Origin of the sequence: Lactococcus ileimucosae (assembly GCF_943193185.1) — a bacterium.
Classification (GTDB): domain Bacteria; phylum Bacillota; class Bacilli; order Lactobacillales; family Streptococcaceae; genus Lactococcus; species Lactococcus ileimucosae.
Window position 1 is genome coordinate 54,093 of sequence record NZ_CALPDE010000008.1, and the last position, 19,399, is coordinate 73,491.

Here is a 19,399-nt window from a genome sequence, read left to right on the forward strand (position 1 = left end):
TTATCTGATAAAGAAAACAGCTCCGACGTTCGGAGCTGTTTCTCTAGAGTTTTTCTCTAAAGTGTACTGTGTTATTGTCTTCTATAAAGATCGACATTTTTTAGTGGTTACTCTTTTTCTTCCTGAGGAGGAGGAGACTCGTACCTAGAAGAAAGACCAATCCCAAACCAAGAAGCCACAGTCCTAGGTTTTCTCCGACAATCGGAAGATGAGGTCTTGGTTTATTGACCAGTTTTCCTGCATCAATCACTCCGGATACGTCCTCTCCTACGGTTATCTCCCTTGGTGTTTCATCTAGAATATAACTGTCTGGAGCCTGGGTTTCAATAAAACGATAACGTCCTGGGCCAGGCACACTTACGGTTACGCGACCATCAGCATTAGACTGCAGATGGTCAGCCAATATATCCCAAGCTTGGCTTTCTGTATTGTAGATTTCTACCCTAAATATCGCACCCGCAAGTGGCTTGTCCTGCCCATCAACTTTCAGAAGTTGGAGTGCACTATTCTGCACATGTGGGCCCTCTACACGCTTATTCTCCAAAGTGCCGGCTTCGAAGATTGGGCGCTCACCCGCAGTTACTGTCACTTCTTTTGGTGTTGTATCAAGGACGTAGTTAGCGGGAGCTTGCGTTTCAATAAAGCGGTAACGTCCATCCTTTTCTACATCAAGCCTTACGAAACCATCTGCAGTAGAAGTCAAACCTGTAGCAAGCGTTTCCCAAGTCCCATTGTTGAGGAATTCTACCTTGAATACTGCACCTGCTAGTGGATTTCCACTCTCATCCACTTTTTTCAGCTGAATGATTGTTCTCATATGGTTTTCGATCTCACCAAAATAAACGGGATTGTCATTTGTTCCTACACCTCCGTCAACAATCGTTTTGACTTCGCTTATAGGATTTTCAGCCATTTCAAAACCTGGAGGTGCCTGAGTTTCGACGAAACGATAGTCTCCTGGTTCTCCCACAGCTGTATTAACTATGCCTTCATTGTTAGAAGTTAAATTGTTAACATAGGTTTGCCATTGATTGGTCTGAGGGTTGCGTTTTTCAAGCCTAAAGATTGCTCCAGCAACACCTTGGTTATGTTGGTCTACTTTTTTCAGTTGAACAGGATAAACTGGAGTTGGTGGCAAGATTTCTGCACCTTGGAGATAACGATTGTAGATATTGACTGTTACATCGTTATTTCCGATAAGACCCGGAATAGTTACCTTGTAAATCGGTTGTTGACCTTGCGGCGTCGTTTGCAAGTCTCTTTCTATCTGAGCATTTCCTTCAAAGTCTCGGTTACCAATCTCATAGTTGTACTCTGTGATTGTGTATTCACCAGGAAGAAGATCTGAAATTTTCTGATTCGTGCTCAAACCTGTCAAGTCTTCACGGTCAATCTTAATCGCTTCAAAGTTAGGGTCATCAGCTTTGGTAATCTCGATATAGAAGTTTTCTGGAACCTGATCCAGAGTCACTCCTTCAAAATTCTTAGTCAAGTCAATGGAGCCTAAAGGTTCATAGTAGTTGTCGAAACGGAAGACAATCTGACTGTTTTGACCTACAGTCACTGTTTGTGAAGTACTGCTTGTTTCACCAGAATCACCAGCATTCGCTGGGTTAAGAAGATCGACATAGCGCCAGTGGGCAAGTCGATGACGATAGCCTGCAACATCCGTTCCTGTTTCAGTAATCTTATAATTCCCCTCTGGTATTCCAGAGAAGTTCATACCGGCTACAGCCTCATCATAATTAAGAGTTCTTTCAAAACGACCAGCAGCATTTTCAGTAAATCCAAGGCCAGTGAGTGTCGCCGCGTCATTACCAGTAAAAGCTTGCTCCGCTGTTATTGTAAGTTTAAAGGTATTTGCTGCAAGTGCCAAAGCTGCCGCATCCAAGTCATGGAAAACTTTCTGAACACGGAGCAGTTCAGTTTCAGCTGCACGCGCATAGATATTGACAAAGCTCACAACCCCTGTACCGCCAGATGGAACCGTAACGCGCTGCATCGCTGCTCCAGGAACATGAATATAATCAAAATCTGAAGGGTTGCTTAGCACATCACCCCCTGACTCTGTAACTGTGTAGGTGCCCGGTTGTAAGTTCAAGGGCTGACCATTTTCAGCCACAATATTAAGAGTGATCCTGCCATTGTCCGTTAGAGCTTGGGCGAGTACAGTGGGGTCATTCAAATCAAGCGTGGCAGTTCCAACCTCTTCTGGCAACAGACCGGTGCTTCGAACGATAAACTGAAGCGGTGCAATATCAAGTTCGTTTTGCTCAAGAACTTCTTGGAGTTCAGAAAGGTTGAGGTTCGTTCCATCTACATCTTGGAAGACAAATTCCTTCTGAATCTGAATTTGACCGTTATATTGAAGTTCAAAAGTTCCGTTATTTCCAAGAGTGTTTACAACGATGTTATCGCCTGCAGCTCTGGTCGGGTCTGGAGTGATACTCTGTGTGCTTACCCAAGCATCAGAACCTGTTTCATTTTTTGTTTTGTTCACGACACGGTTACCGTCAATGTTTTGATAGAAAGGATTATCAGCACTTGGTTCAAAAGTCGCAAAAGAATCATTTTCAACTGTGGGTGTTGACCAATCATTAGACCAAAACTGTGTTGGAACACTTTCTGGAGATTGAGTAAAAGCTTCTAGAAGACGGGGCTCATCTAAAGCTACATCAAATTTGACTTGTATCGGCGCTTCGTCTCCTGATATGCTGACATTCCCACTGTTTGCGGTAACTGTACGCATAGGTAAGAGCTCGCTTGGAATCCCCCAATGTACAAACTGATCAGCTTTCAGAAGTTTTCGTGTTCCTGTCTCTCCAATACCATAGTCTGTCTCAACGTTTACATCTCTCAGAGCTGTACTTACGCTGAAGAAGAGACGGCTGATACTCTCTTGACTACCAGTTACTTCACTATTTATCATTGACTGCTGGAAAGGATATACTTCCACCTTTAAGGCAGCAGCTCCAGGATTTGTCGCCCCTACATAGTGTCCATAGTTGTCTGCATAGTAAGTGAAACGACCATTTCCAAAACTGCCAAGGATAGCAGCAACTTCGGGTCCCGTAGGAAGCAGAGCTACTCCGGTAGAGCCACCCTGCCCACGGACATAGTTGGCTAATGTTTGGCTGAAGTCGCTTGGTATACTTTGTGAAGGCGTAAAGCTTCCTTTATCTGCAAATCTGATACTCTTCAAGGCAGTGAAGCTCATGTAATCTCCAAGAACATCGGAGAAGTCAAGAGAGCCAGAACCTAAATCTCCCTCGTTGCCTATATCAACGATAGGTTTATTACTTGATTCTTGAATGCTGCTCGTGATTTGTTGAAAGGCTGCTCGCAGCTCTTCAATATTGGTCGCTTCAAAAAAGTTATCAGCATAGGCTATGTCAGCAGGCGCTGCTAGACTTGCAGTTGTATTCGCAATATTTACCGTACTTGCAGCAACATTCCATTGATAATTGCCAAAGCTAGCGCGATACTGCGCTAAGAAGTTACCCGTAGCTCCGTTAGTAAAGTTATTCAGTAGGGTTGTCATTGACGGCGCTGTTACAGTCGGGCCTGGAAGGTATGAAGAATTATTCCCTAAGAAGCTGTGACGAATATTGGGGAGGATTTTATCTGTATTGGTCGGAGTCGGATTTAGAGTTGCAGTGATAAGCTCCCTTTGTGATTCTGTGGGTTGAACACCTGTAGAGATTGTGAAGAAACCAACACCAGCCTCTGGTTGACCTTCATCGCCAACAACATTCCCATTTGGGAAATAAGAAGCAGAAACTGTCGTTTTTCTATAAGCTGCTGTCAGAGCTGTCATCACGGCAAGACCTTGCTCACCGTAAGAGCCATCGCCATAAAATGGACCTTGACCTGGCGTTGCAACATTATCTATACGATTACCATTTGGACCTAGAACGACAGGGGCAGAAGAATCAAAAGCATAGTCCGGACGCCCCATAGTCGGCTCACCGTCGGTGAGCAATATCATATTGGGCCTGCGTGTAACTTCAGCTTCTTCTGGCAATACTTGCCCATCAGCATCAGTTACAGGAACATTAACCTGTTTATCTGTAGCAGTTTCTAGGATACGCGCAGATTCACGAATCCCCCACTGTGTTGGTGTTGAACCTACTACTTGGATAGAGTTAGCAACAGGATTAGTACCTCCTTGTCCTGCTGAAGCATTAACATTAACCGTATCTCCACTAGAGCCTAAGGTAAAGAAGTTTCCACTGGCATTAGGTACATAACGTCCCAGTTCTAAAACCTTTTCGACACGGGCATAACCACCCGAACGACCGCCGTAAGCGACTACAGCTACACGGTTAAGCGGGTTCGCATCTTGTAAAATACCTATCGCTTCGTTCAGAGCATCCACTAGCAGTGCGATACGTGAACGGCCACCTCCTGGATCTATTTTGGTCATCGAACCAGAAACGTCAATAGTAAAAACGGTATCCGCGGGGATTTGATAACCTTCCCGTGTTGGCACGCTTTGAGAAAGAGCTGAAAGTGTGACTTCAAAATCTGTTGGACCGCCAAGACGATATACCGTTTTATCTGTCCACACACGCCCGTCATCTACCGTTGGAAGGGGTGAGAAAACGTTGGCTACATTATCTGTTGCAGGGTCAGCTGCTTTACTGCCTGGCACAACAGACCATGGATAAGTGGCCGTGGGCAATATGGAGTTTAAACCTAAGCCACGTGTTCTGGGCGCAACATTTCCTCCTGTGGCTGATGCTGCCTTCGCTGCTTCATCCTTGGTTTCGACTTCTTTTTCTGCTGTCTTTAAGGGCACTGTGAGGACCTGCTCACCCAAAGTTACCTGAATCTCACCGTCTTTGATACTCTCTTTAACGATTTGTAATTTTAATGAAAAATTACCTGTACTTGCCTTAGCCAAACTCAGAGTTACTTTGTTATCAGCAACCTTGTAGGATGATTCAGGCAAATCGGCAAGAGGCCTCTCTTCCTCTGTAGGTACAGCATCAACACCAGACAAGGTGATTTCTGCTGTTTCAGCTTCCTTCCCTTGTCTTACCTCACCCTTCAGAATGATAAACTCTGGTTTATCTTCATCATCTAACTCAGCCACAGTTAAGTTGACTCTCGGTAAATGTTCGTCAAGGTCTAAGGTATCAGCTATAGCTCGAAGAGAGGAGGCAGGTAAAACTTGCATCACAAGTAAAGCCAACGCAGCTATATTCATTACTTTCAAAAGTAATTTACTCTTCATAAAACGGACTCATTTACAGTTTTAATGTTCCAAGAATGTTTTTTACGCATTCCTATCCTATTTTACGCTTTATATAACTTAAGTTTAACATAAGTTTTGTTTTTGTCAAACTCTTTTCTTTATTTATGTTTTTAACAAAATATGGAATTTATGAAATTTTTCTATCTTTTTTATTTTAAAAAACAGTGTTTCACCTTTCACAGGATTTGCTATAATGAAAGCTATGTACAAATCATTAATTTACGAGTCCTTTGGTCAGCCTCATCAAGTTTTAAAACTCCAAGAAAGACGTCATCCAAGTTTACAAGATCAAGAACTTCTTGTAAAGATGCTCTATGCGCCTGTCAACCCTTCTGATCTCCTTCCTATAACTGGTGCCTATGCGCATCGGATATGTTTACCTGCACTTGCTGGTTATGAGGGAGTTGGCGTTGTTGTAGGAGTCGGTACAGCGCTGTCTGAGAACCTCATAGGTAAGCGCGTTTTGCCTTTAGAGGGGGAAGGAACTTGGCAGACATTTGTCAAATGTCCCATCACTCATGCGTTTTTTATACCTGATTCCCTTGACTCTCTTTCGGCCAGCCAACTTTATATCAACCCGCTGACGGCTTGGATTCTGTGTACAGAAGTACTCACATTGATGCCTGGGCAAAAGCTTGCTGTAAATGCTGCTGGTTCTTCCCTTGGTCAACTTTTTGCCCAACTTTCACAGATACTGGGCTTCGACTTTGTCGCCATTACACGACATCATGAGAAGCACAAAATTCTAAAAGAACGTGGTGCTCATGAATTACGTACAGACTTGACAGGTTTACAGGTTGATGCTGCCATTGATTGTGTTGGTGGGCAAGCAGGGACAGATTTGGCTGCTTGTGTCCGACAGGGGGGTAAGTTTCAAGCAGTTGGTCTTCTTTCAGGAAAACAGGTAGATTGGGGCAAATTAGCAAAACTTCCTATAGAGGCTGGTATTTTTCATCTGCGTCATTGGAATGCTCAGCTTAGTCCAGAAGAATGGCAGGACAGGATGAAACTCTTGGCAAAGTTTGTCGTGGATGGTCGCCTACTCATTAACCAGGACCTTGAGTTTGTAGCATTTGAACAGCTTATCGAAACTCTAGGACAGAAAAATAAAAAGAAACTTCTTATTAAATTTACATAAAAGCGCCCTGAACATTGAGAAAATTTGCCATTGCCTTTCTCAAAAAGGCAACAGCCTCTCTAGCACGCCCTGAAAAGACATTGTTTTTAAGTAGGCTTCAATCCCCTATAAATACTCGTTAAATCTAAACTAAAAAGCTGTCCAAGGACAGCCTTTATAAACTTTATTATGATTTATTTTTTAACAATTACTGCCACAGAAGCAAAACAAACGCCCAAAGGACTGGTGCGTTTGTTTTCACTCTTTTTACAAGAATTGTGCCATATGTTCAAGAACTTTTTCTTTTCCTAAGAGGGCGATTGTTTCGGGTAATTCTGGACCGTGCATGCTGCCAGAAGCAGCGATACGAATCGGCATCCAAAGATTTTTTCCTTTAACACCTGTTTCTTTTTGTGTTTCTTTGAAAAGTGGGAAGATATTTTCAGCAGTAAAATCTTCCAATGCTGCGAGTTTTTCACGGAAAGTAGCCACTACGACTGGTGAAGTTTCTAAGGCCATCATCTGACGTGCCTCGTCTGTAAGCTCTGGAAACTCTCCAAAGAACAGGTCTGTTAGCTCAAGAATTTCTTCAGCATATTTCATTTGCGGTTTGTAAAGTTTAACCAGTTCTTCCGCACGCGCATCAAAACGTCCAGCTGCTTCAAGGAAGGGTTTTGTCAATTCGAAGACAGGCTCAAACTCCGCATGCTTGATGTATTCGTTGTCCATCCATTCCAGTTTCTTTTGGTCAAAGGCTGCTGGAGATTTACTCAAACGTTTTTCATCAAAGAGTTTCACCAACTCCTGTGGGCTGAATTTTTCTTGCTCACCACCTGGGTTCCAGCCTAAGAGAGCGATAAAGTTGAAAATGGCATCTGCCATGAAACCTTTGTTACGGTAATCTTCGATAAATTGAAGTGTATTGGTATCACGTTTCGACAACTTTTTACCTGTTTCAGAGTTAATAATCAATGTCATGTGGCCAAAGACAGGTGCTTCCCATCCTAAAGCTTCATAAATCATTAACTGTTTGGGTGTGTTCGCAATGTGGTCATCTCCACGAATAACGTGTGAAATTTGCATGTCATGGTCATCTACTACGACAGCAAAGTTGTAAGTTGGGTAGCCGTCACGTTTCTGGATAACCCAATCACCACCAATGTTACCACCTTCAAACTCAATATCGCCTTTCACCATATCTGTCCATTTGTAAATGGCTGTTTCATTTACAGAAATGCGGACAACCGGTGTAATTCCTGCTGCCTTACGTTCTGCAATATACGCTTCTTTCTCAGCTTCTGACATTCCCGCGTACTCATTGACATAATGAGGGGCAATTCCTGCCGATTCTTGTGCTTCATGATCTGCTTCAAGCTCTTCAGGAGTTTTATAAGAGTAGTAAGCTTTACCTTCACTTAAAAGCTGATCAATATATTTTTGATACAGTTCCAAACGTTCTGACTGACGATAGTTTTCATGCGTTTCTGGGCTTTCATCCCAGTCGATGCCTAACCAACGTAAGTTTTCAAGCTGAGAACGTTCACCATCTTCTACATGGCGCTCACGGTCTGTATCTTCAATGCGGATAAGGAAGTCACCACCATAGTGACGCGCAAAAAGATAGTTAAAAAGAGCTGTACGTGCATTACCGATGTGTAAGAGACCTGTTGGTGATGGTGCATAACGCACACGAATGTTATTAGACATAGTTTTCTCCTGTTCGTTTCAATCCCTTTTATTTTATCATATTCTGAGCAATGTTTCTAACAGTGAGTCATTATAAAATCATACTGTAACCAAAGAAACATTAGCTTCATTGACTCCATGCTAATGCGCATGTTAAAATAAAGATATGACTAAAATTACATATGGCAAAGCAAAAATCACAGACATTGATGATGTGATGCATATCGAGGAAACCTCTTTCCCAGAAAATGAGGTTCTCTCACGCACTTCAATGTTAGAACGCCTCCAAGTCATTCCTGAGCGCTTCTTCGTTGCTCGAAATGAAGAAGGCAGAGTGGTCGGCATTCTTGTAGGCCCAACTTCTGACAAATGTTACCTTACAGACGATATGTTTGAGAAAACAGAAGCAAGTCGTCCAACAGACCGCTTTCAAATTATCGTCAGTCTCGCTGTAGATAGTGAATACCGTGATTTAGGTATCGCTACTTCATTACTGGATTTGATGAAGGAAGCTGCAGCCGAAGAAAGTCGTCAAGGCATCAGCCTTACCTGTGTCGAAAATCTCATTCCTTACTATGAACGTTATGGATTTGTTTCCAAAGGGATTTCTGACTCACAACTTGCGGGAGAAACATGGTACAACATGGTTCTTCCCCTATAAAATAAAAAAGCGCTGCTTATTGTTAAGCAGCACTTTTTCTTATCCATTAATTACTTCATCACTGTCTGTATAAACCATGTCGTATAAATCAGCTACAGGTTTACATGTTAGTTTACCATAAGCTGCATTAAGCCCTTCTTTGAGTCCTGGATTAGCTTTAAGCGCTTCTTTATAACCTTTGTTTGCTATAGCCAAGCCATTTGTCAGTGTCGCATTGTTTAAGGCTGCTGTTGAAGTGACGGGCACAGCACCAGGCATATTCCCTACACAATAGTGGATAACGCCTTCTTCTTCAAAGACAGGGTTGTCATGATAAGTCACGTGAGAACTTTGACAAGTTCCACCCTGGTCAATTGCTACGTCAACAATGACCGCTCCTTTTTTCATCAGTGGCAAATGTTCACGACGAATAAGCTGTGGTGTTGCAGCGCCTGGGATAAGCGCAGCCCCAATCACTAAATCAGCCTTCGAAATCAACTCTTTCACTGCATGATCTGTACTGTAAACTGTGTTTACACGTCCCTCATATAGTTTATCCAGTTCTGTCAAAGCATCCAAGTTCACATCAACTGCTGTAACATTAGCATGCATTCCGACAGCCATAGCGACAGCATTACGTCCCACAACTCCTGCACCACCTAAAACAAGAACATTGGCAGGAAGAACTCCTGTTACACCTCCAAGCAAAATGCCACGTCCGCCAAAAGGACGTTCTAGATACTTCGCACCTTCTTGAACGGATAAGCGTCCAGCAATTTCGGACATTGGTTTAAGGGCTGGAAGCGCGCCGTTACGATCACGAATCGTTTCATAGGCAATTGCAACAATTTTCTTATCCAAGACTGCCTTGGTCAAAGCCTTATCTGCTGCAAGATGGAAATAGGTATAAAATATTTGTCCCTCACGCATCAATGCGTATTCTGGCTCAAGCGGCTCTTTCACCTTAATAATCATGTCCGCAGTTGCATAAATCTCCTCTGCAGTCGGCAAGATATGACAACCAACTGCTGTGTAGAGTTCATCTGGATATGAAGAGCCCTCACCCGCTCCTTTTTGGATGTAAACATCATGTCCAGCAGCCACATAAGCAGCTGCAAACTCTGGTGCCAGTCCCACACGATATTCATGCTTCTTAATTTCTGTTGGAACACCTATTTTCATAAATTTATCCTCCATATAGGTATATGCTCTGGGGGATTTATCCCCCTTTTTATTTGAAACCTTAGTTTAACAAAAGTAATTGTGTAACCACTTTCATAATTAGAATAACATTTATAAAGTTTTATTGCAACTATAAGCTTATGAACATTTTTAGAATTCTAAACAAAAAAGAAGTCCGCAAACTTCAGTTAAAATCAATGATTTGAGCACCTTCTTTAAAATTTTCGTGCAATAAAGAATGGATGCTGAGTTTAATAATCGCCATATTTGGCGCATTTTCGTGAAGATTAAGTATATTACTTTCATGTTTGACAAGTTCTTTTGCAGCTACTCCTTGTATAATCTCTGCATGAACCTGATTGGAAGACAGACGCTCTCCTTTTTCCAAGCTATCAAACCAAGTCGTAAAGGCAACCTGAGGATTTTCTTTTATATCTTGAACCTTGTGGGCTTTCTTATCAGCCACCATATACCAGACGTTTTCCTCATGAACAGATTGAACAAAGCTCATAATCGTCGTCGCTTGTCGTCCTTCTGATGTCTGACAGCTTAAAGCAAGATAGCCTGGTAAGAGCCCCAGAATACGGCGCACTTCTCCACCTTCCCCTTGGGAACCAACGGTAGTTGCCTTTTTGTTACTTTTTAAAATAGTCAATAGAACTAAAGGCAAGGTCAACACAGCATAAGAAACAAGCAAGGCAAAAGCAAAAGTTAAACTTTTATTTTGTAAGAAGTCTGAGCTCACAATAGCTACCAGAACCAGTGCTGCGAATAGATAAATGAAAAAAAGTTGTGCAAAGCGTTTAAAATACATACATCACCCTTATTTTTGTTCCTTCAAACTATCATTTGCTTATTTAGAGTCAACCAGATCGGCAAAAATCATCCGGCCTGCACTCGTTTGTAAAACTTTAGCTACCTCAACTAATACTTTTTTATCAATCATCTTAGCAGTGTCTTCAATGACAATCATTGTCCCATCGGGAAGATAAGCCACACCTTGTTGGCGCTCTGAACCTTCACGAATGATAGTCACTTCAACTTGTTCTCCTACAATAAGTTGTGTTTTTACTGCATTTGCGAGATCATTAATATTAAGTACAACTACACCTTGAATTTCTGCAACTTTGTTGAGGTTAAAATCATTTGTGACTAGCTTTGCGCCAATCTCGCTTGCATAGCGCAATAACTTTGTATCAACCTCACGAACATCCTCGTAGTCTTTAGTAGAAATTTCAACATTGGCAAATTCTTTTAATGAATTAACCAGATCTAAACCGCGGCGCCCTTTTGCACGTTTAAGTGGATCAGCGCTATCCGAAATCAATTGTAATTCTAACAAAACAAAGTTAGGAACAATGACCTTATCGCTAATAAATCCTGTTTTAAGCACATCTAAAATTCGCCCGTCAATGACTGAACTTGTGTCCAGAAGCATAGAAGAACGAGAGGTTTCCTCTTTATCACCAGGCTTATCTGCTGGTGCTGTTTCTTTTCTTTTACGAAATACAATTTTAAAGATTTCGTCTCCACGCTTATCAAAGACTGTGTAACCCAGATAAAGTAGACCAACAATCAAAATAAATGAAATAATGTTGCTCAGCACAGGCACCCCTAACAAAGACAAGGGAATTGTCAGTAGAACACCAACCATTAAACCTAAAATGGCACCAATAAAATTAAACACCATTTTGGAGAGATTAACTCTGGTTATTTTTTGATCTAATCTTTTCAGGGCTCTCATCAAGAAATTGGACATAAAAAATGAAAAAATAACAAAAATAATTGCTCCAATTAACCCATTTGCAATTTCTTGATTAAAAGCATTGGCATCTTGACCAAAGAGGTGCCAAACCCATGGGAGGACGGTAATGCCTATAGAGGCGCCCACAATACCCATCAGAATATGAATTATCCAACGACGCATAAGACTTCCTTTCTATTCTCTAGCCTTAATTTTTTAATATAAAGTTCTGTGTCAATTATATCACACATCATGATAAGATACTTGTTTATCTCTTTATGGCAGTTAAAACTTTATAAAAAAGATCAAGTACAGCATCCTGCACTTAATCTTTTCTTTTCATTAAATAAACTCTGCATGTCCAACAAGTTCACCAGCTGATTTTATAGCTTGATTTATACTGAAGCTGACTTGCTTACCCATGGTCATACTTGTAAACACAAGCATACTTGTCTTTTTTAGACCTGCATCTTCAACTTTTTTCCAATCCACTCTGCCAATTTCTTGGCCTCCAGTTACAACATCACCTTCAGCAATATTATAACTGAATGGTTCACCTTCTAAAGATACTGTATCTAGTCCTAAAAGAAAAAACATGACAAATCAGAATTTTTTATCTGCAGTTATTAAAAAAATTATGCTTTACTATTTTCTGGATATTTGTGTTACCCTGCTTAACATAAGCAACTTTATGAAGACTCTCCTTTTATTTTATCTAAGTAGTAGTTAAAATAAGTCTTTTGAATGGTGACTAAGTCCGAAACTTTATAAGTATTCCCGTTCTTCGATGGAGTTGGGGCACTGTCAATTTGGTGAATTGTTCCGGTTACAATTTCTGTTTTTGGAAGGATCTGTTGAATCGTAAAGCGAACCTTTTGACCTGGCTTAATTCCAGAAATTTGACTGCTTGGAATACAGGAAAAGAGATAGACTTGAGTCTTGTTTTTAAGATTGAGAAAAGAAAAATTCCGATTAAAATCAGTTTATTTTCAATACACAAGAAACAGCCTCAGATTTTGAGGCTGTTTGTCTGCAGTCTAATATTTTATTCTTCTCATTGAGATAGTTCTTTTAACCAAATACTTTTTTCAAACATTCAGACAGAGTTGTCACACCAACAACCTGCAAATTTTCTGGAATATCGACACCTGCTAGGCTATTCTTAGGTGCATAGACCTTTTGAAATCCTAATTTACTTGCCTCATTAAGTCGCTGCTCCATGCGCGTCACACGCCGTATCTCACCAGTCAAACCTATTTCTCCGATGAAACATTCACGCGCATCTGTCGGTGCTTCTTTATAGCTTGAAGCGATAGCTACTGCAACTGCCAAGTCAATTGCTGGTTCATCCAATTTTACACCGCCCGCTGATTTCAAATAGGCATCTTGCTGCTGCAAAAGAAAACCTGCACGCTTTTCAAGTACGGCCATAATCAAGCTCACACGGTTAAAGTCTAAACCAGAAGTTGTCCGTTTGGCATTACCAAACATGGTTGGTGTAGTCAGCGCTTGAATTTCAACTAGGATTGGACGTGTCCCCTCCAAAGCACAGACGATAGCAGAGCCTGTAGAGCCTTCTAAACGTTCTTCTAGGAAAACCTCACTCGGATTTGTCACTTCAACTAAGCCACTGCCCTGCATCTCAAAGATACCTATTTCATTGGTAGAACCAAAGCGGTTTTTGACTGCTCGTAAGATACGGAAAGTATTTTGACGTTCTCCTTCAAAATAGAGTACGGTATCCACCATGTGCTCCAGCATACGTGGACCTGCAAGCTGCCCTTCCTTCGTCACATGTCCTACGATGAAGGTCGCAATGTCATTGGTTTTTGCCAGCTGCATGAGCTCTCCAGTTACTTCACGGACTTGACTTACGGAACCTTGTGTACTTTGAATTTCTGGTGTCATGATGGTTTGAATAGAATCAACAATTAAAAAATTGGGCTGCAAGCGCTCAACCTCGTTTCGGATACTTTGCATGTTGGTTTCTGCATAAAGGTAAAAATCAGTGTCAATATCCCCTAAGCGCTCTGCACGCAGCTTGATCTGCTGGGCAGACTCTTCACCACTAACATAAAGCACTCTTCCACGAGAAGCAAGTTGCGTTGACACTTGGAGCAGAAGCGTGGACTTACCAATACCCGGATCACCCCCGATAAGTACAAGACTGCCGGGAACAACGCCACCACCGAGTACTCTATTAAACTCCTCTAAGTCTGTCTCAACGCGTGGTGTGTCAAAAAGTTCAACCTGATCTAACTTCATGGGTTTTGAGCGTTCACCTGTAAGACTAACACGCTGATTTTTAACTTCCTGCACCTCAACTTCTTCAACAAAGGAACCCCACGCCCCACAGTTTGGGCAGCGCCCAAGTTTTTTTACAGATTTATACCCACATTCTTGACAGAGAAATGTTGATTTTTTCTTTGCTATTTTAATGTCCTCACTTCTATTTTTATAGACTTTTATTCGTATTTTTGGTAAAATTATTAGTGCTTAGTGATGTAGTCCATTCATAAAGCACAAGTCAGCCGCTGTAGCTCAGTCGGTAGAGTTAGAAGCACAGCTTCTAATTGGCAGATAAAGATTTGCGAAAGCAAATCCTCCTCTGTTGCTCTCCGAGTGGGCGAAAGCAATAAGTCGCCGCTGTAGCTCAGTCGGTAGAGCAACACCATGGTAAGGTGGAGGTCGATGGTTCGATTCCATTCAGTGGCATTGCTGGTTTAAAAACTATTATAAAGCCTGTTCTAGGGCTTTTTTCTTTTTTCAGAGTTGTCCATTCTTGACAGATTTTTCCCATTAGCTTTGGTGTATTTTTTTGCTTCCTAAATGCACGCCACTCTTAAAATTATAACATATCATCATTTATGGTGCATTTTCATAATTTTAAAGACGTTCCATTCAAAACATCTGCTGTTTCTTTTCTCATGTTTTTAGTAAGAGGAGTCCAATGTAGGGCCATATCAAATTTTGAATGGCCTACTTGTGACATAATCGCTTTCACATTAACCCGATTTCACTTGCATAAGACACGAAACCATACCTTAACATATGAGATTTTTTCTCTCCCTAAGCCTTTTGATATTCTTTCTGTTTAATATAGAAGAAAGCCTTTATGGCCCTTGGACTCAATCCACAGTTCCTCATATCCTGTTTTAAGACTTCGAAGAGGTGAAAAAAGGTATCTTCTGAAATTAAAACAATTTTTTCAAAAAAACGCAGTCAGATGACCACGATTTTGACTTTGCTTGATAAAAGATACTTTCATTACCTCAAAACACGATAAGTCAACTCAACAAATTGACCATAAGTTTTACTGCTGACAAATTGAAGATTTTCACCATAATCTCCTTCTGGAAAAAGTTCCTTGCCTTTCCCCAATAAAACGGGGGCAATAGTGATAATGATTTCATCTACCAGATGTTTTTCAAGAAATAGTCGGTTGATTTGTCCACCGCCCATAATCCAGACATTTTTTGTGCTATTAATAAGGCCAGCTTCAAATTCTGGGATTTGATTGATTGATTTTATAAATGTCACCTGGTCATTGTTGCCGTGCGTAGTGTGACTGAGCACGTAAACAGTCTTTTCACCATAGGCCCACTGACCAGATTCCTCGCGTATGATATAATCATAAGTCTTTTTTCCCATGACAATCACATCAATCCCTGCATAAAAGCTGCCTGTACCGTTATCACCCTCACCGTCAACATCGAAAAGCCACTGTAAATCATCGTTTTCGGTGGCGATGTAACCATCCAAACTGGTCGCCGTATAGAGTTTTACTGTCATATTCATTACCTTTCAAATCATTTCGATATAATTTTATTTTGATACATATACATTTCATTTTATCACGAAAATTACTAAATGACAAAATTCAGTAATTTATTTTATAAATTTTCATATTTCATCATTGCTTATTCTTACCAGATTTGATATACCTTAAACTTCTAAAACATGGAGTCTTATTAAGTTTGTAACATATAGAGGTGTTGTATTTATTTGATTATTGTTCACATTTATAAAACGTTACATCCCCCTTTAACTCCTAAGCGCTGACTTTATGTGACCCTCTTGAAATACATAATAAAGAATCAGAAAGTTCAACTTTAAAAGGAAGTAATATTTCCTTATCGTTTTTCAAAGTTGCGCCTCACCATAGAACCAAGAGTCTTTTCTAAATAAGAAGATAGAGAATAAATTACCCATAGTAAAATAATAGAACTATCCATAAAAATAGTAATTCAGGATACAAATCTTTTAACCAAATCATAAAAATTATATAAGAAACAGCTCCAGGCAACATTGATAACATCACACTTGAGAAAGTGATTTTCTCATAATAAATCTTAAAACTCCTTTTTTTATAGTTAACTCTCCTATTTCGACGGTATTTTCCAAGCATGCTCGGCAATGCTTTCGCAACGTTATGATAGCACTTTCATCTGTGTATTACAACATTTTTTAAGATGCAAAAAATACCACAATTTTAGAGTGCCAAGGGTATATAGGATACCTCAGATTTCTGTTGTATAGCATTGGTTATATTATATATTATGAATCCATTAGCACTTTATTTTCATAAAAGAGATAAGCCTTATATAGTCGTCAAATCTGATAAATAAAGGATAGAGCTCCCATTTATTCACCTCTTCTCCGACAATTTTCTCTTTGCAAAAAATAAGAAACTGGGGCAAAAACCGAAAAAAATGCTCAATTCGGCATCTCTCTATGCCGTCTGGAGCATTTTTTCTTTCTAGATTTCAGATAGGTTTGAGCATTTATCTAAGGTAGCGGAGCAAAGACAAGACGACTGCTAAAGTCACTAGCACAACAATAATGGTATAAAAAATTGGTCTCCGATTGACTTCAGGCTCATGCTGCTCGAGTCGTGCCTTATCAATTCGTTCTTCGATATCTTTATCAAGCAATTCATTTTTACGTGTCATTTAATAACCTCCTAATATCTGATGATAATCGGCCGGCGTTGACTGTCTAGCTTCGGAACGTTGTTTTGCAACTGCGCGTGGCAAATCTTGACACTGCCGTAAAAAGTCAGCCATTTGTTCAGACTCTTGGGCTTTGAAAATATGATCTGGTGACATAAATTGCTGTTGATGAACAGTATTATCAAATCCTAAAATGAGAAGATTTGACTCATAGGCACGACGACTGGCTGATAAAATCTCTCCGCCATGATTGATGTCAAGGTAAACATCACACGCTTCAAAGAGCTGGTCAACCATTTTCTGAGATACGTTTGGGTAGAGGGTTACTTGCTGAAAAGCCTCGTAATCAATTAAACGTTGAGACATTTCTGTCAATGCTGCAATATGAATATGATAATCCTGCAAATTGCGGAGCAAATTATCCAATCCCTCAATCTGATCCGAGTTCGTTAAAACCAGAGCTTGCTTACGATTATGATTACTACGTATGTTGGGATAAATATATCCAAGGTAAGCAATTTTTGCTGCTTCCTCCGGGCTTGCCAAGCGGAGCAACTTCTCATAAGCTTCTTTTTGTTGAACAAGAACGCGTTTCGTCCGCCCAGCATTTCCTTCAAGGATGAGTTTCATATTTCCTGGAATAGCCTCACCTATGTCCTCCTGCCAAAATAAGATGTCCTCTCCCTCACCTTGGTAATAATAGGAAGCTAAAAACGGTAGTCCGAGTGAATTGTACCAAATATTCGAAAGATCATACCCTGCCTCTGCCAAATAAAACAGGATAAAATCCACCAGTCTTGTAAAATGATAGTCTTTGCCTTGCCAACTAAGTAGAACATCCCCTGTTACAAGATTATGACTGATCACTTCATGTCCTTGTTTCGTAAAATATTTTTTGAGAACAACTTGCTGATTTGCATCAAAGTAAGATTTTGCAAAGCACCAGCCGTATTGATTGTAATGGTCGGTTACATATACCTTTCCATCCAAAGTCAACCAATCGACCTGCTTTATCAGACGTAAATAGAGTGGCATATGATAATGAATGGTCGCTTTTTTAATGCCGTAACTCCACACCTCACCTTGTGTATTATTTCCTGTAATTTGCCAGCCATTAGGAACAGTGAGTTGATTAAAGTAAAGAGCCTTACCGGTATCAGAAGCAACATTACAAAAGTAGTGATAAGGGGAAGTAATATCCTCAGGCAGATTTCCTTCGTCATTAAGAACGATTGTTTCACCTAAAATTCCCGCTGCTTGCAGAGAATAATGTAAATCCAAGGCTTCTTGGTTCAACCAGTCATATATTCTAATCATATAAAACCTCCTTGATAAAGTCTTGCCACTGTTTAGCTACTTCGTGTGCCAAAAAGGCCTGTGCTTTTTGGTAAGAAGATGCATGTGCCTTATCTGCATCCATTGTTTGAAAGTATCGAACAATGGCCTCAGCGAAGACTTGTGCCATATGCTGGCTATTATCAGGTTCTTGCCGTTCTAAAAGCAAGCCATTCTCCCCATGAGAGATAAAGGTCTGATTGCCATAAGGTACATCTAAACCAATCAAAGGCAAACCTGAACCCACTGCTTCGAGAAGAGTTAAACCAAATCCTTCACTGGTCGATGCCGTCAAGTATAAAGCATAATCTTTATAGATTTCTGTCAAGTTCTGATGGCCTTTCAACTGAATATAGTCTTGGGCATGTGCATCAGAAATGAGCTTTGTGAGTTTATTACGCTCCCCTCCTTCACCATAGATGTCAAATGTCAACTGTGGCAAAGATTTTTTCGCCAAGATAACCGCTTGCAAAAGCCAATCAATATGCTTTTCTGAAGCCAAACGTGAACTTGTCATCATACGATAAGGAACACGTTGACTCTCTGGATAGCGTAATTTATCCAAGCTGCCTACAGGGATAGCATAAATTTTTGGCCGGTGAGAGGTATAATGTTGGAACTGCTTTTCCAAGAGTTCCTTTTGGACTTGTGTTGAAGCGATAAAGGCATCGACTTTATCAGCATTTGTAAACTGATATTCGTAATAATTATTCCACAGAATGTTATCCTCTTCATCCGCTTTTGCATTGTAATGCTCTGCATGGATAACCACAGCTAGGGCAGCCTGACCCTTATGGTCAAATACAGCCTGTCCAATACCTGTTGCACGGTCAAGTAAAATCATATCTTGTCTGGTTAATGCCAAACAGTCTAACAAGTATCCGACCAATTCTTCCTTGCCATAGCACCACTTATTTTCAAACTTGAAGATGCTCATCTCAGGCTCACAATATTCTTCATAGGCGACACTCCCATCCTCATTGAAAAAGGAGCGCTGAATGAGTTGTGGTTTTTGATCTTTAGGCATATAATATTCCGTAAAAATCTTTACATAACTATAGTAATCCTTACGTACTAAATTACCTTTTGACACATATTCTACACGTTGAACATAGTTATCTTCAGGACCATATAGGGAAACGTTAGCGTAGAAATCCTCGTTAAAGTGATAACGCCACAAATTTCCAGATTTATCAATAGACTGAACAGGCAGAGTGAAGCTGTTCTCAAGCTCTGATAGGGGATAACTTGTTGGAGCAATTTTGATGTCTGTAAAATAGCTGTATAACCAAATAATCTCATCATCACTAAAGCCTATATTTGCAGTCAAATGTTCCAAATTTTCATGTTGAAACATGTCTGTAAAGATGAATTTGGCAGGAATCCCTAAATCACGAAAGACACTCGCACGATAAGCTTGGGCATACTCAACCCCACTACTTGCCCAACCAATTCCTAAATTGATGTTATAAATTGTCATCTT

13 protein-coding genes, 1 tRNA gene and 1 pseudogene are annotated in these 19,399 nt (G+C 40.5%); 3 read left to right on the top strand and 12 right to left on the bottom strand.

Features of this window, described 5'->3' with window-relative positions:
• Nucleotides 1–100 precede the first annotated feature (100 nt).
• Nucleotides 101–5,239 carry a VWA domain-containing protein gene (locus tag NFR51_RS05120; protein WP_251712640.1) on the bottom strand — a complete coding sequence of 1,713 codons (5,139 nt, stop codon included), beginning with the start codon at nucleotides 5,237–5,239 and terminating at the stop codon, nucleotides 101–103.
• Nucleotides 5,240–5,462: 223 nt separating this feature from the next.
• Between NFR51_RS05120 and NFR51_RS05125 the strand changes: the two genes are divergently transcribed.
• Nucleotides 5,463–6,398 (top strand): zinc-dependent alcohol dehydrogenase family protein, encoded by a 936-nt coding sequence (locus tag NFR51_RS05125; RefSeq protein WP_251712641.1) that lies wholly within the window; start codon nucleotides 5,463–5,465, stop codon nucleotides 6,396–6,398.
• A 246-nt stretch (nucleotides 6,399–6,644) separates the two neighbouring features.
• Here the strand turns inward: NFR51_RS05125 and gltX are convergent, their stop codons facing one another.
• Nucleotides 6,645–8,084, bottom strand: coding sequence for a glutamate--tRNA ligase (gene gltX / locus NFR51_RS05130; RefSeq protein ID WP_251712642.1), 1,440 nt, complete (start codon nucleotides 8,082–8,084; stop codon nucleotides 6,645–6,647).
• Between the two features lie 145 nt (nucleotides 8,085–8,229).
• Here gltX and NFR51_RS05135 point away from each other — a divergent pair, with 145 nt between their 5' ends.
• Nucleotides 8,230–8,724 carry a GNAT family N-acetyltransferase gene (locus tag NFR51_RS05135; protein ID WP_251712643.1) on the top strand — a complete coding sequence of 165 codons (495 nt, stop codon included), beginning with the start codon at nucleotides 8,230–8,232 and terminating at the stop codon, nucleotides 8,722–8,724.
• 39 nt (nucleotides 8,725–8,763) lie between these two features.
• Here the strand turns inward: NFR51_RS05135 and ald are convergent, their stop codons facing one another.
• The 6 genes and pseudogenes from ald to radA all read right to left on the bottom strand — a co-directional run bounded on the left by ald (nucleotide 8,764) and on the right by radA (nucleotide 14,062).
• On the bottom strand, nucleotides 8,764–9,885 hold the full coding sequence (gene ald / locus NFR51_RS05140; protein ID WP_251712644.1) for an alanine dehydrogenase: 1,122 nt from the start codon (nucleotides 9,883–9,885) through the stop codon (nucleotides 8,764–8,766).
• Nucleotides 9,886–10,069: 184 nt separating this feature from the next.
• Nucleotides 10,070–10,699 carry a pyridoxamine 5'-phosphate oxidase family protein gene (locus NFR51_RS05145; RefSeq protein ID WP_251712645.1) on the bottom strand — a complete coding sequence of 210 codons (630 nt, stop codon included), beginning with the start codon at nucleotides 10,697–10,699 and terminating at the stop codon, nucleotides 10,070–10,072.
• 39 nt (nucleotides 10,700–10,738) lie between these two features.
• Complete coding sequence (locus tag NFR51_RS05150) at nucleotides 10,739–11,812, bottom strand: PIN/TRAM domain-containing protein (RefSeq protein ID WP_251712647.1); 1,074 nt, start codon at nucleotides 11,810–11,812, stop codon at nucleotides 10,739–10,741.
• A gap of 159 nt (nucleotides 11,813–11,971) precedes the next feature.
• Nucleotides 11,972–12,226 (bottom strand): PTS glucose transporter subunit IIA, encoded by a 255-nt coding sequence (locus NFR51_RS05155; RefSeq protein ID WP_251712648.1) that lies wholly within the window; start codon nucleotides 12,224–12,226, stop codon nucleotides 11,972–11,974.
• 92 nt (nucleotides 12,227–12,318) lie between these two features.
• A pseudogene (locus NFR51_RS11100) lies at nucleotides 12,319–12,558 on the bottom strand (lactococcin A secretion protein lcnD); the annotation flags it as partial.
• Between the two features lie 142 nt (nucleotides 12,559–12,700).
• Nucleotides 12,701–14,062 carry a DNA repair protein RadA gene (radA, locus tag NFR51_RS05165; RefSeq protein ID WP_251712664.1) on the bottom strand — a complete coding sequence of 454 codons (1,362 nt, stop codon included), beginning with the start codon at nucleotides 14,060–14,062 and terminating at the stop codon, nucleotides 12,701–12,703.
• Between the two features lie 209 nt (nucleotides 14,063–14,271).
• Between radA and NFR51_RS05170 the strand changes: the two genes are divergently transcribed.
• A tRNA-Thr gene (locus NFR51_RS05170) sits at nucleotides 14,272–14,344 on the top strand.
• 552 nt (nucleotides 14,345–14,896) lie between these two features.
• Here the strand turns inward: NFR51_RS05170 and NFR51_RS05175 are convergent.
• From NFR51_RS05175 to gtfA, 4 genes are all read right to left on the bottom strand, one after another.
• Entirely contained in the window at nucleotides 14,897–15,421 is a 525-nt protein-coding gene (locus NFR51_RS05175) for a dihydrofolate reductase family protein (RefSeq protein WP_251712649.1), read from the bottom strand.
• A gap of 992 nt (nucleotides 15,422–16,413) precedes the next feature.
• Entirely contained in the window at nucleotides 16,414–16,581 is a 168-nt protein-coding gene (locus NFR51_RS05180; protein ID WP_251712652.1) for a hypothetical protein, read from the bottom strand.
• Nucleotides 16,582–17,898 (bottom strand): accessory Sec system glycosylation chaperone GtfB, encoded by a 1,317-nt coding sequence (gene gtfB, locus NFR51_RS05185; protein WP_251712653.1) that lies wholly within the window; start codon nucleotides 17,896–17,898, stop codon nucleotides 16,582–16,584.
• Complete coding sequence (gtfA, locus tag NFR51_RS05190; protein WP_251712654.1) at nucleotides 17,891–19,396, bottom strand: accessory Sec system glycosyltransferase GtfA; 1,506 nt, start codon at nucleotides 19,394–19,396, stop codon at nucleotides 17,891–17,893. The genes gtfB and gtfA overlap by 8 nt, the downstream gene beginning before the upstream one ends.
• Nucleotides 19,397–19,399 lie beyond the last annotated feature (3 nt).

What these genes read in the sequence shown, in the direction of transcription:
- NFR51_RS05175 (WP_251712649.1), bottom strand. Translation starts at nt 15,421, where the DNA reads ATGACAGTAAAACTCTATACGGCGACCAGTTTGGATGGTTACATCGCC.
- NFR51_RS05180 (WP_251712652.1), bottom strand. Translation starts at nt 16,581, where the DNA reads ATGACACGTAAAAATGAATTGCTTGATAAAGATATCGAAGAACGAATT.
- NFR51_RS05135 (WP_251712643.1), top strand. Translation starts at nt 8,230, where the DNA reads ATGACTAAAATTACATATGGCAAAGCAAAAATCACAGACATTGATGAT.
- NFR51_RS05145 (WP_251712645.1), bottom strand. Translation starts at nt 10,699, where the DNA reads ATGTATTTTAAACGCTTTGCACAACTTTTTTTCATTTATCTATTCGCA.
- gtfA (WP_251712654.1), bottom strand. Translation starts at nt 19,396, where the DNA reads ATGACAATTTATAACATCAATTTAGGAATTGGTTGGGCAAGTAGTGGG.
- ald (WP_251712644.1), bottom strand. Translation starts at nt 9,885, where the DNA reads ATGAAAATAGGTGTTCCAACAGAAATTAAGAAGCATGAATATCGTGTG.
- gtfB (WP_251712653.1), bottom strand. Translation starts at nt 17,898, where the DNA reads ATGATTAGAATATATGACTGGTTGAACCAAGAAGCCTTGGATTTACAT.
- NFR51_RS05125 (WP_251712641.1), top strand. Translation starts at nt 5,463, where the DNA reads ATGTACAAATCATTAATTTACGAGTCCTTTGGTCAGCCTCATCAAGTT.
- NFR51_RS05155 (WP_251712648.1), bottom strand. Translation starts at nt 12,226, where the DNA reads ATGTTTTTTCTTTTAGGACTAGATACAGTATCTTTAGAAGGTGAACCA.
- NFR51_RS05120 (WP_251712640.1), bottom strand. Translation starts at nt 5,239, where the DNA reads ATGAAGAGTAAATTACTTTTGAAAGTAATGAATATAGCTGCGTTGGCT.
- gltX (WP_251712642.1), bottom strand. Translation starts at nt 8,084, where the DNA reads ATGTCTAATAACATTCGTGTGCGTTATGCACCATCACCAACAGGTCTC.
- NFR51_RS05150 (WP_251712647.1), bottom strand. Translation starts at nt 11,812, where the DNA reads ATGCGTCGTTGGATAATTCATATTCTGATGGGTATTGTGGGCGCCTCT.